This is a genomic window from Cohnella hashimotonis, from assembly GCF_030014955.1.
In the GTDB taxonomy this organism is placed as follows: Bacteria; Bacillota; Bacilli; order Paenibacillales; family Paenibacillaceae; genus Cohnella; species Cohnella hashimotonis.
In genome coordinates this window covers 5,849,293-5,862,056 of sequence record NZ_JAGRPV010000001.1, presented here as the reverse complement: position 1 = coordinate 5,862,056, position 12,764 = coordinate 5,849,293, and the positions used below count along the sequence as shown (strand labels likewise).

Annotated in this window: 8 protein-coding genes; 7 read left to right on the top strand and 1 reads right to left on the bottom strand. The window is 57.3% G+C overall.

Features of this window, described 5'->3' with window-relative positions:
* Positions 1 to 287: 287 nt before the first annotated feature.
* The gene (locus KB449_RS23650) at positions 288 to 1,082 is read left to right on the top strand and encodes a TatD family hydrolase (protein WP_282910706.1); all 795 of its coding nucleotides are present in this window, start codon (positions 288 to 290) and stop codon (positions 1,080 to 1,082) included.
* 276 nt (positions 1,083 to 1,358) lie between these two features.
* Here the strand turns inward: KB449_RS23650 and KB449_RS23645 are convergent, their stop codons facing one another.
* A complete protein-coding gene (locus tag KB449_RS23645; RefSeq protein ID WP_282910705.1) occupies positions 1,359 to 2,060 on the bottom strand; it encodes an HAD family hydrolase in 702 nt (233 codons plus the stop codon).
* Positions 2,061 to 2,144: 84 nt separating this feature from the next.
* Between KB449_RS23645 and KB449_RS23640 the strand changes: the two genes are divergently transcribed.
* The 6 genes from KB449_RS23640 (at position 2,145) to KB449_RS36580 (ending at position 12,675) form a co-directional block, all read left to right on the top strand.
* On the top strand, positions 2,145 to 2,555 hold the full coding sequence (locus KB449_RS23640; RefSeq protein WP_282910704.1) for a GNAT family N-acetyltransferase: 411 nt from the start codon (positions 2,145 to 2,147) through the stop codon (positions 2,553 to 2,555).
* 14 nt (positions 2,556 to 2,569) lie between these two features.
* Complete coding sequence (locus KB449_RS23635; protein ID WP_282910703.1) at positions 2,570 to 3,250, top strand: carboxylesterase family protein; 681 nt, start codon at positions 2,570 to 2,572, stop codon at positions 3,248 to 3,250.
* Positions 3,247 to 3,726 (top strand): DinB family protein, encoded by a 480-nt coding sequence (locus KB449_RS23630; protein WP_282910702.1) that lies wholly within the window; start codon positions 3,247 to 3,249, stop codon positions 3,724 to 3,726. Before KB449_RS23635 ends, KB449_RS23630 begins: the two co-directional genes overlap by 4 nt.
* Before the next feature lie 190 nt (positions 3,727 to 3,916).
* A complete protein-coding gene (locus KB449_RS23625) occupies positions 3,917 to 5,071 on the top strand; it encodes a response regulator (RefSeq protein WP_282910701.1) in 1,155 nt (384 codons plus the stop codon).
* Positions 5,068 to 8,136: an ATP-binding protein gene (locus KB449_RS23620; protein WP_282910700.1), complete on the top strand. Its 3,069-nt coding sequence runs from the start codon at positions 5,068 to 5,070 to the stop codon at positions 8,134 to 8,136. The genes KB449_RS23625 and KB449_RS23620 overlap by 4 nt, the downstream gene beginning before the upstream one ends.
* A gap of 180 nt (positions 8,137 to 8,316) precedes the next feature.
* Positions 8,317 to 12,675 carry an S-layer homology domain-containing protein gene (locus KB449_RS36580; RefSeq protein ID WP_282910699.1) on the top strand — a complete coding sequence of 1,453 codons (4,359 nt, stop codon included), beginning with the start codon at positions 8,317 to 8,319 and terminating at the stop codon, positions 12,673 to 12,675.
* Positions 12,676 to 12,764 lie beyond the last annotated feature (89 nt).

Sequence of the window (12,764 nt, the reverse complement as noted above, 5' to 3'; positions counted from 1 at the left end):
TGGACTTACGTCAACACATTCAGCTCTGAGGTGCCGTACACCTGCCAAGTATGGATCTACGTCAACACATCTAGCTCAGTGGCTCCGTGCACCCGCCAAGTATGGACCTACGTCAACACATCCAGCTCGGAGGAGCCGTGCCCCTGCCAAGTATGGACCTACGTCAACTCATCTTGCTCTGAACGCTGTACTTGTGGACCAATATTTTCTAAAATAGGCATACCAGTCTACCAGTCTACCAGTCTATCAGTCTATCAGCCATACGCGGAAGAGGAGAATAGAAAGAGATGAGTTATTCCAATCCAATTGTCGATATTGGCATCAACCTGATGCACCGCTCGTTTAACCATGATCGTGAGGCGGTCGTCGAGAAGGCGATTGCGAGCGGCGTCACGCCGCTTGTCATTACAGGAACCAGTCTTAGAAGCAGTCAAGAAGCGGCACGTTACGCCGGGCAATATCCGGGCAAGCTCTATGCGACGGCGGGGGTGCATCCTCATGATGCCAAGAGCTGCAGCCCGGACACGATCCGGAAGCTTAGGGAGTTGGCTGCCCAGCCGCAAGTCGTCGCGATCGGGGAGTGCGGGCTGGACTACAACCGGGATTTCTCGCCGCGGGACGTGCAGCGCCGGTGGTTCGGCGAGCAGATCAAGCTTGCGATCGAACTCGATATGCCGCTTTTTCTGCATGATCGGGAGGCGCATCAGGACTTCATATCCATCCTGAAGGAGCATGGCGCGCCAAAAGCGGTCGTTCATTGCTTCACCGGAACCTATGCGGAGCTGAAGGCCTATCTGGAGTTGGGCTTCTACATCGGGATTACGGGCTGGATCTGCGACGAGCGAAGGGGCAAACCGCTGCGGGATCTCGTGCGGAACATTCCGCTGAACCGCCTGATGGTGGAGACGGATGCGCCGTTCTTGACGCCTCGAGATCTGCAGGAGAAACCGGCGGAGGGAAGGAACGAGCCCAAGTTCCTGCCGCACATCCTGCAAGCCGTGGCGCGTTGCATCGGCAAGCCGGCCGAAGAAGTGGCGAAGGCCACGACGGAGACCGCTAGAGAATTTTTTCGCCTAACATAGAAGAAGCGTCGGGCTTCCCTGACCAGCGTTTCTTCTTACTTTCTGTGGTAAGTTCTCTCCCAATCGTTGATCCAATCTGCTCGGCTCCAACGACGCTTCCAAGCCGAACGTGCGGTCTCCCACTCCAGAATCGCCTGCTGCTTCGTCCGGTAGAATCGATAATCGCAAATGTCCCAAGAGCAATAAAGCTTTCGATACCACTTGCCGTTCGCGGTTTCGCCATTGTAGCGACGAACCGCTATGCTGGCCATTCGTTTGGCCAGATAAACGCCATGATTAATTTCCCAGCAAGCTAGCCACATTCATCAAGCTATGAACGACATACTTCGGGCGAACATCCGCATCGATCGGTAGGCCCGCTCGATTGTAATAGCAGAAGTCGATGCCGGCGTTGACGGCTCCAACGTAATCGTCCCGCAACGAATCGCCGACGAACAATGCCTCGCTGCGGTCAATGCTTAATTGCCGGAGCGCTTCGTCGAATATTTTTTTGTCGGGCTTCCAATACCCTACTTCATCTGAAATAATCAGGGCATCGAAAAAGTGATTCATCCCGCCCGCCGCAAGCCTGCTTCGCTGCGCTTCGCCGATGCCGTTGGAGATGATGGCCAGCTTGTGCCTGCCGTGCAAGTGAGTCAAGATCTCCATGGCATGCTCCTCGAAATCGCAAGCGCGGCAAAACGTTTCCCAGTATAACGTAGAGAGGAGTCTCGCTTCCGAGTGATCCAACGCAAGACCTTGGAGCGTATCCCGGAACGAGTATTCGAGAACTTGATAAATCGTATAGTTGGATACCAGTCGCTCGTTCCAATAACGGAAGTTGACGTCGCTGAAAAGCGCCCAGAAAGTGTTCCAAGAAAAAGTCGCTTTATGAATGAGCCCATGCTTCTCTACGGTGTTCTGCATGGATTTGAGCTCGCTCATCGAGTAGTTTAACAACGTATTGTCGAGATCAAAGAGAATCGCCTTGTAGCTCACGTACTACCTCCCGGAATGCGATGCTAGAATTTTCGGATGCGTATTATGATTATACCGATGAACGGTTCGTTTGGAGGGGGACTTTTGAGAATTATTTACGCGACTGAAGCCGACTATGAATACTTAAGGGAACATGATCAACATGTGTTGGAAAACTTAATTGCGCAGAAAATATGCCAAAATGAAATATATCTATTTAAATCGGACAATGATGACACGATCGGCTGGATGCGCTATGGATACTTTTGGGACAACACGCCGTTCATGAATATGATCTGGATCGATGAATCCTATCGCGGCAAAGGATTCGGAAGGACAGCTATACGCTTCTGGGAAGAGGAGATGAAGCAAAGGGGCTTTAAGCTGGCGATGACGTCTACTTTATCTAACGAAGAGGCGCAGCATTTCTATAGAAAGTCCGGCTATCGGGATTCGGGTTGCTTGCTGCTTGAGCGGGAGCCTTTAGAAATTATATTTACGAAAAACTTGTGTTAAAAGGAGTGGACGAGATGCCTGTAAGCAGTCATAGTCGCCAAGCCGATTCGCCTCAAAACACGGTCGCTAACTATCAGTTATTTCTCCCCCATGACTATTCCTCGACCGAAGCGGACTATCCGATGATCTTATTTCTTCACGGCATGAACAGGCGAGGCAGAGATATTGAACTTTTGGACGGGTATGGGCTTGCCTGGTTCGCAGAAAACCAACAACATTTCCCGTTTATCGTCGTCTCTCCGCAATGTCCGGCCGACTCGGATTGGACGAAGGAATATGAATGGACCGTCGCGTTGGTTGGCGACATTCAAAGGAACTATCGTGTCGACGCGAATCGGATATACGCAGCCGGATTCAGCATGGGCGGACATGGGGTCTGGGATTACGCTTCCAGGTCGCCGCGGCCGTTTGCCGCCTATGTACCGATGTCCGGCTGGTTCGACCCGAGTCGAGCGGCGCTGTTCAAGGAGGTTCCGATCTGGACGTTTCACTGCGAGGATGACAATAGGGTTCCTGTGTCCGAGACCAAAGCAATGGTCCAAGCATTGACGTCCATCGGCACGCCGGTTCAGGCTACCTACTATACCGGATTGCGACATGACGCGAACAAAGTAATCGCAGAAACGTTCAGTAACGCCGCGTTGATCGCATGGTTATTAAACTATAAAAATAATGGGGAGGGCGTGTCGCTGTGATCAGCTTGGGCGCCGATACGATCGTTCTTTTTAAGCAATTCACGGACTGGACGGATTCTTTGCGGAGGATCGATGAACGGGTATGGACGGGGCCTGTTGCCGAGGGGAAAGCGACCGTAGCGGAGATTATCGCGCATTTGCAGCATTGGGATCAGTACCTGATCGATACGGTCATTCCCGCGATTAAGCGCGGCGAAGGGGTGACGTTTCCGGCGTTCGATGCGTTTAACCGGATCGCGTATGCGTACGCCCGGTCGGGCGTGGCCAAAGATCGCCTGCTCGACGAATTCAAGCAAACGCGCCATGCGTTGGTCGAACGTTTGTTGGAGGAGCCCGAAGTTGCGGCAAAATACGTAACGGTAAACGGCATCGAGACTTGCCCGCACACCGGTACGCCCTATTCGCTGCTCTATATCATCCATGAGTTTAACGATCACGACCGTCATCATCAAGGTCAAATCGCAGCGGTCATCTGAACTAGCGCGGGCGCGCGAGTCGGAGATAGCCGGAAAAACCGGCTAACTGGTGGCGAATGCGGGTGTGCGTATTTTAGCGTTTAATTTCGGAAGTGAGTTCCGCGACTCAAGAAGGGAACCGCCCCCTCGCTGTCGAAAGGCAAGAAAAGAGTCAAATTTTGGCGAAATGGAAATAGGGAGACAAGTCCGCATGATTCGCGTGATGCTTATTGACGATGAAGAAGATGCCCTGGATTTGCTGGAGATCCTGCTCAGGCAGTTGGGGGATGTCGAGATCGCCGGCAGATACATGAATCCGGTTCAGGCGCTCGATGCGTTGGAAGGTTCAGCCGTGGATGCGGTGTTCCTCGACAATCAGATGCCGGGCATCCTGGGGACGGAAGCGGCCAGAAGGATCCGGCAGACGATGCCTACGATGCCTATCATTTTCACGACGGCCTATTCGGAGTACGCGGTCGAAGCGTTCGAGATCCAATCGACCGATTATTTGCTGAAGCCGTTTACGATAGACCGGTTGCAGAACGCGGTGACGCGCATCCGGCAATCATTGCCGCAACTAACTTCCCAAGCGAACCGGAGCGGGAGCGCCGAGCCGAGCCCCACGCCTGTCGTCCAATGCTTGGGCGGGTTCCAGATCCAAGCGTCGGAAGCCGGCAAGGGCGGCGTGTCCTGGAAGACGAAAAAGGAAAAGGAGCTTTGCGCGTACCTCGTCCATCACGAAGGGAAGTCCGCGAATGCGGCGGCGATCATCGAAGCGCTGTGGCCGGGCTACGATCTGAACAAGGCGAAGACGTATTTGTACACATGCCTGTCCTATTTGCGGAAAACCTTGACGGAGCATCGCGTACCGATCCGCATCCACAAGTTCGATCAAGGCTTCATGGCCGAGCTGGAAGGCGTGACAGTCGATGTCGCGGACTTCGAGCGATGTCTGACCGCCCTAGCGCCGGCTCAAGACGTAAGCGCATACGACCGGATGAACCAGCTGTACCAAGGCGAATACATGGAGGCTTGCGATTTCGGCTGGGCCGTGCCCAGGCAGCTCGAGATCAGAGCCTCGTACATCCGCGCCCTTCGCGGCTGGCACTCGTCGTTCCGGGGGCAGGGCCGTGCTGAACTGGCGGCGGACAGCCTGCAGCGCATACTGGCGCTCGCCCCCGAGTCCGAGCTGGATGGACGAGAGCTGATGCGGCTGCATCTGGAGGCGGGCGATCGACATGAGGCCCATCGCGTCGGCCGCCAGCTCGAGCAGGCGGTGCGGATCCAACTGGCTGCCGAGCTGGAGGAGGAGACGCTTCAGCTGATCCGCCAGACGACGGACGAAGCCTTCAGGGGCGTCCGATGAGGAAAAAAGCCGCGGCGGCGCTGATCACGCTCATTTTGTTAATCGCGACCTTCAGTCTGTTGTTGACCTTCTCCTCCCGGCTTCAGAAGCCGGCAACTGCAGCAGTTAACGGGTATATGGACCTCAGCGCATGGCGGTTCGAGGAGGACGGCGTCATTCCGCTGGACGGCCAGTGGGAGCTGTATCCCGGCAAGCTTCTGACCGGACGGGACTTCGCCGCAGGCGGAGAGCCGCTGACGCCCGCAGTAACGCAGGTGCCCGGATCCTGGTCGAAGCAGATGGATACGCTCGGCATGGCCACCTATCGATTGCGCGTCCAGGTCCGCGATCCGGGCGAGGTATACGGTTTAAAAACGGCGTCGATCCCGGTGTCCAATCGTCTCATCGTCAATGGCCAGGTCGTCGGCTCGAGCGGAAATCCGGCGGAGGCGCGGCAATACGAGGCGTTTAATCGGCCGTATGTCAGCTACTTTACGCTGCAGCCGGGCTGGAACGAAATTTTGCTCCAAGTGGCCAACTACGATTTTCGCGCCAACAGCGGGATCGTCGAGTCGATTCGGCTGGGCAAGGCCGGCCAGATTACCGAGCTTCGCGATCGGGCGACCGCGCACGACTGGATTTCGGTCAGCGTTTTTCTGATCATGGGGCTGTATTTTTTCGGTCTATACACGCAGCGCAGGAACGATTTCTCGCTTGCCGTATTTGGCATCGTCTGTCTTTGCATCGCGCTGTTTATTAGCGTCAGCGGCGAGCGGGTGCTGCTCCATGCAGCCGGCTGGCTCCCGTTCCGGCTTTATTATCGCATCCAGCTAACTTCGGCGATCGGCGTGGGACTTGGATTTTTCCTTTATTTAAATACGGCGTTTCGGCCCTATTGCTTTAAATGGCTCGTTCGGTGCAGCGTGGCCATCGGAGCGGTACTGGGCGTACTGAATGCCGGCTTCGGGCCTCAGCTATCGGGAGGGCTGACTCGTCCGCTGACGTCTCTATTCGCAACCTTCGCTTTGCTCTACGCTACCTACGTGTTCATATTGGCCGCACTGCACCGCGTGGCCGGCAGCCGGTATCTGGCGGTGGCCGCCTTGGCCTTGAACGTGATGGCGCTAAGCCTGAATATGAATTTTTATTTTGGCGTGCCGATCTATGCGTTCCCGCCGGTCGAGCCTTTCCTGGTGCTGCTGATGCTCGCCCTGCTCATGTCGCTCCGATTCTCGAACGCTTTTCGCAAAATCGAAGAGCTGTCCGGTCAGCTGCTGCAAGCGGACAAGATGAAGGACGACTTTCTGGCCCGTACCTCGCATGAATTCAAGACGCCGCTGCACGGCGTGATGAATATCTCTCAGTCGATGCTGGATAATGCCGCATCTCCGCCGACCGCCGATCAGCGGGATAAGCTTCAGTTAATTACGGATATTACGAAGCGGCTCTCGCAGCTCGTCTACGACATTTTGGACCTGTCCAAGCTGAAGCGCGGCGAGCTCGGGATCTCGCCGGCGCCGATCGACGTCCGCTCGGTCGCTGAGGTGCAGGTACAGTTCTATTCCTACCTGTGCATGGGCCGGAGCATCGCGCTGGACAATCGCGTTCCTGCGGACTTGCCGCTCGCGCTGGCCGATGAGAGTCGTTTGAGCCAGGTCATCGGCAACTTGCTGGATAACGCGATCAAGCATACCGAGAGCGGCAGCGTTGTCGTGACCGGAGCGGAGCGCGGCGGCAGACTGGAAATTGCGGTGCAGGATACGGGAAAAGGAATTGAGCCGCAGGATCTTCCGTTCATTTTCGAGCCGTTCAGATCGCTCGAGTCCACGCAGAGCCGCAGCTTCGGCTTGGGGCTGTCGATCGCGAAGCAGCTGGTCGAGCTGCAGAGCGGCACGCTGATGGTCGCTTCTTCGCCCGGCGTCGGCTCGACGTTTACCTTCACGCTCCCGATCGCGGCCCGAAGTCTTGACGCGGCGCAGTCTTCATCGTCTCATGCGTCCTCATCGTCCCTGTCGAACCGCCTGTCAGAGCCCCTGGCAGCCGAATATTCCTTTGCGACGCCGCATTACTCGAATCCGGACGGCGAGCGAACGGTGCTCGTCGTCGACGATCAACACGTGAACCTCAAGGTGCTGCTGGACGCGCTTCAGCCTCTCCATTACCAGGTGATCGCGGTCCAAAACGGGTACGAGGCGCTGGCGGAGATCGACCGGCCGGGCCGGATCGACCTCGTCATTCTCGATCTGATGATGCCGGGCCTGTCGGGCTACGAGGTGTGCCAGCAGATCCGCAAGCGTTATACGCTGCTGGAGCTGCCGGTTCTGATGGTGACGGCGGCCATCCAGCCGCAGGAGAAGGTGGCCGCCTTCCAGGCCGGGGCCAACGATTACTTGCCGAAGCCGTTCGACCTGGAAGAGCTGAAGGCCAGAATCGGCAGCCTGCTTGCGATGAAGGAGTCGCTTGGCCGGGCGGTCTATCTGGAGGTCGCTTTTTTGCAATCGCAGATCAAGCCGCATTTTTTGCACAACGTACTGAACAGCATCGCGGCATCCAGCTATACCGACGCCGACCGCTCGCGCAAGATGATCGTCGACCTCTCCGATTACTTGCGCGGCAGCTTCCGCTTCAGCAACGCGGAGGGACGGATCGCCTTTGCGGAGGAGTTTCAGCTGATTCGGACGTATGTCGATATCGAGCAGGCCAGGTTCAAGGATCGGATCCGCTTCGACTACGACATCGCAGCAGAAGCGTATGCGCTCCGATTGCCGCCGCTGCTGGTGCAGCCGTTGGTCGAGAATGCGATACGGCACGGCATCGGCAGCCGGATCGAGGGTGGCACGGTCAAGCTGACGGCGGCCTTGTCGAACGGACAATGGCAGCTGGTCGTGACCGACGACGGCGTCGGCATCGCGCCCGAACAATTGAAGAAGCTGCTTGATCGCGCCGATGCGAAGGAAACCCAGGGCGTCGGTTTGCTGAATATCAACAAGCGTCTGAATTACGAATACGGGGTTGCGCTGGAGCTTGCGAGCGAGCTAGGACGCGGCACGACCATCACGGTGCGCATCCCGGATCGATCGGCTTGAAGCACGCGATAAGCAAATGAAGGATTACTCTAAACGAACAGGCTTCCGTTCCTTGGAACGGTAAAGCCTGTTTTTTATTTGCGGCCGATTTAGAAAAATGTCGATTTTTAAGGTTTCTTTAAGGTGCCGTCAGATAAGCTGAGCAAGGATTGGATACTATTGGATAAAGGTGGGTACGACGTGAATAAACAACACGGCGCGCGATGGAGTAAAGCTTGGCGTGACAGGAGATGGCTTGCGTTCCTCTCCAGCCTGGCGCTGGTCTTGTCTCTGTTTTCCTCCGCAGGCGGGAGCGCTTATGCCGATAGCGGCATGAGCGGACAAGGCACGGCCGAAAGTCCCTGGAAGGTCACGAATTCGTTTAACCTGGGTCTCATCGGTTCAAGCAATTATCCGCTAAGCGGCTATTATATTTTGAAGAACGATATCGCGCTGACGGAAGCGTGGACGCCGATCGGCTTTAATTCCGATAACGGCTTCACCGGTACGTTTGACGGCAACGGCCATACGATCTCTGGCCTGTCGATCGATCGGCCGACGGAGGACAATATCGGCCTGTTCTCCCAGATTACCAACGGTGCCGTGTATAATTTGACGATCGAGACGGATCCGGCGTCAGGCGTCGTCGGAAAAAATAATGTAGGTTTGCTGGCGGGAGCGATCGCGCAGACGAACAGCAACAAACAAGTGTGGGTGTCTTTAATCAAGGCGACAGGAAACGTGACGGGGAATAGAAACGTAGGCGGCTTGGTCGGGTACGCGGAAGCTGCCAATTCCTTTTATGCTATTTTCGCCTACAATCAAATGGGTGCGGGTGTCGTGACAGGTGCTCGAAGCGTTGGAGGACTCGTCGGATTGTCCGACAAGACCCAAGTGTACAATTCCTCGTCCGCGGCGTCAGTCGGAAGCGGCGAAGGAATGGGCGGCCTGATCGGCAGCGCCACCGGTACGAGGGTGACAAGGAGCTATGCGACGGGAGCCGTCACATCGCTTGGCGGCAGTAACGTCGGCGGTCTCATCGGCGCATCGAACGGAAACGATATTCAGATGAATTACGCCACCGGCGACGTAACCGGCTCCGTGGTCGGCGGGTTGCTCGGCTTCTCGGGCGAAGACAAGATTCTGCACAATTATTCAGCCGGAAATATCGTAACGACTGGCCTGACCCACGGTTTGATCGGCGATAATTTTCAATCGACATCGACGGTGGTCGCGTCCTATTGGGACACGAGCACGTCCGGCGTGCCGGACGCGGGCGAATCCGACGCTGCGCAGTACGGCATCGGTCGCAGCACATTCGAGTTGCAGGAAAAGGCAACCTTCACATCTGCACAGGAATCGAACAAAAAGTGGGATTTCGAACACTACTGGTTCATGCAGGCGGACGGTTATCCGCAGCTGTACGGCGGCATGGACCTCAAGCTCGACGTGGATCCGAGCGCCGTATCGGATCAGATCTCGCATTCGCACGAGCTGACGGTTAATGCGAACTCCGGTTATGTCGTTTACGGCCAGACGGCTACGGTCTATCGGGCGGCGGATGATGAAAATGTCGGCACGTTCGGTCCTGGCGAGAGCGCGCCGATACCGGTCACGGTTGACACGACGGGAGCGATCGAAGGAAAGAAGCGGTTGGACGACGGCTATTACCTGGTGGATCAAGACGGCCGCCGGACGAGCGTCTTCTATCCCGAGGTGTTGGTCGACAACACGCCGCCGGCTTGGGAGAATGGCGCTTCGATCACGCCGAGCGAGAATGGCGGCAATGTCAATCTATCGTGGGACGGCGCGGTCGATGGCACGGGCAGCGGCGTGGCCTATTATAATTTGTATGTCAACGGGACGGCCACCCAGGTGTACGAAACGACCACTATTGTAAGCAATCCGCCGGCAAATGCCGTGTATGAAGTCGAGGCGGTAGACAAGGCGGGGAACAAGAGCGCGAAGCTTTCCTTCGGCGGCACGCCTTCGACGACAACGATCAGCGGCTTAAAAAATATAACATTCGGGCAGATCGACGGCTACTACCTGTCTTACGTAACGGGCGCCCCTTCCTCTTCCGGGATCGGATCGCAGAGTTATGGCGGCACGCAGTCCTTTTACATCGACGGCGTTTTGCAGAAAAAAGACGTGCAGCTAGGGACGATAATGGGCGCGTACAGTACGTTTTCCTTTAAGGTCGGCGACTTTTCGGAAGGCGTCCATACCCTTAAGGCGGTATACTCCGGCTATGTCGGCAAATTCGACGGAATCGATTATGCCGTCAGCGGGAGCGAGGGCACGCTGGAGATTACCATCAGCGGTCTGAAGGTCGACGCGAGCGATCCGAGCGGCGCGGCCAACAACGGCAAGACGAAGCTGACCGTGACTCCGGCTCCGGCACCGGGCCACAAGCTCGTGTACCGCAACTTCGGCAGCGGCGATGTGACAGTGCCTGTCGTGGGCGAGGCGCTGGACCTGGCCGAATACGCAGAGCTTCCAGAGAGTGGGCTGATTGCGGCGGCGAACGGCGATCATATCGGAGTCGTGGAGATCGATGCGGCAACGGAAAACGTGGTTCACTTCGGCCAGGGAATCGCCGTCTCGACGGATGAGACGGAAGGGCCGGGTCCGGTTCCGGCGTCCGGGCTGACGGTCGTTTCGAGCGATCCGAGCGGTGCGGAGAACGATGGCAAGACGCGGCTGGCAGTGACGCCAGAGCCAGAATCGGTGAACAAGCTGGTGTATTACAACTTCGGAAGCGGTAATGTGACCGTTCCGAATGTAGGCGAAACGCTGAACCTGTCTGAGTACGCGGACCTGCCGGAGGACGGCCTGATCGCGGCGGCAAACGGCGATAATGTCGGCGTTGCGGAAATCGACGCAGCGGGCGCCGTCGTACGCTTCGGCCAGACGACGGCCGTGGCATCGGACGAATCCGAAGGACCCGGACCGGTTCCGGCAGCGGGGCTGACGGTCGTGTCGAACGACCCGAGCGGCGCGGAGAACGACGGCAAGACGCGGCTAACGGTAACGCCGGAGCCAATGTCGGTGAACAAGCTGGTGTACTATAACTTTGGCAGCGGCAGTGTGAACGTACCGAATGTGGGCGACGCGCTGAACCTGTCCGAGTATTCAGACCTGCCGGCTAACGGGCTGATCGCAGCAGCGAACGGCGATAAAGTCGGCGTTGCGGAAATCGACGCGGCGGGCGCTGTCGTTCGCTTCGGCCAGACGACGGCTGTCGTCGTGAAGGAGGACGATGGGTACGTTCCGCCGATTGATGTCCCTTCGAACCCGGTCCCGACCGATGAGGTAGAGGTTCTGGTCAATGGCAAAGTGGAGAAGCTGGGCAAGGCGAAAACCGCCGAAACCGGTGGCGTGAAGACGACGACCGTCACCGTGGATGCGGCCAGGCTGCAAGCGAAGCTGGATGCGGAAGGCAGCCATGCGGTCGTGACGATACCGGTTGCAGGAGAGTCGTCGCAGAAGATCGGGCAATTGACCGGACAGCTGGTCAAAAACATGGAGAATGCATCGGCTACGCTCGTTCTCCGGACAGACAACGCGAGCTATACGATTCCGGCGAAGGAATTCAACATCGACGCCCTGTCCGGGAAGCTGGGGCAAGCGTTGAAGCTCGAAGACATCCAGGTGCAGATCGAGATTGCCGAACCGTCTGCGGACACGATAGCCGCGGCGCAGAGGGCGGCCGCAAACGGCGAGTTCACGCTTGCCGTGCCGCCGGTCAGCTTCACGGTTCGCGCAAGCTATGGCACGGAATCGGTAGAGGTGACCCGGTTCAACGCCTATATCGAGCGGACGATCGCGATTCCGGACGGCGTGGATGCGAGTAAGATTACGACGGGGGTCGTTATTGATCAGGATGGCACGACACGCCATGTGCCGACGCAAGTCGTCGTCATCGACGGCCGCTATTATGCCAAGATCAACAGTTTGACCAACAGCACGTATGCGGTCGTGTCGCATGAGATGGCATTTACCGATACGATGAATCATTGGGCCAAGGACGCGGTGGAAGACATGGGCTCCCGGATGGTCGTCGAGGGTACCGGCGGCGGGCTGTTCAGCCCGGACCGCGAAGTGACTCGCGCGGAATTTGCGGCGATCGTCGTACGCGGGCTCGGACTGAAGCCGGAGAGCGGCGATTCCTCATTCTCCGACGTGGCGGCCGGGGATTGGCACGGCGCCGCGATCGCCACGGCAAGCGCCTATGGCTTGATCGACGGTTTTGCGGACGGCACGTTCCGGCCGAACGACAAGCTCACCCGGGAGCAGGCCATGGTCATCGTCTCCAAAGCCTTGACGATTACCGGATTGCAAGGCAAGCTTTCGATTCCGTCGGCCGACGCTGCGCTGCGCCCGTTCAAGGATGCGGCTGCAGTATCAGCATGGGCGCAGGAAGGCGTTGCGGCGAGCGTGACGGCCGGCATCGCAACGGGACGCGGCGACGCGAAGCTTGCGCCGAAGGAAGCCGTAACAAGGGCCGAGGTCGCGGCGCTCGTGCAGCGGCTATTGCAAAAGTCGGGCTTGATTTAAGTAAATAAAGGGTACAGCATCCTCGTTATTTTGAGGGGGCTGTACCCTTTGTTTACTCACGGAAAACTGCGCAACTCCGCCACACCCCA

Bases quoted from the DNA above. Each gene is read 5' to 3' on its own strand.
- KB449_RS23635 (WP_282910703.1), top strand. From the start codon at position 2,570: ATGCCTGTAAGCAGTCATAGTCGCCAAGCCGATTCGCCTCAAAACACG.
- KB449_RS23650 (WP_282910706.1), top strand. From the start codon at position 288: ATGAGTTATTCCAATCCAATTGTCGATATTGGCATCAACCTGATGCAC.
- KB449_RS23620 (WP_282910700.1), top strand. From the start codon at position 5,068: ATGAGGAAAAAAGCCGCGGCGGCGCTGATCACGCTCATTTTGTTAATC.
- KB449_RS23625 (WP_282910701.1), top strand. From the start codon at position 3,917: ATGATTCGCGTGATGCTTATTGACGATGAAGAAGATGCCCTGGATTTG.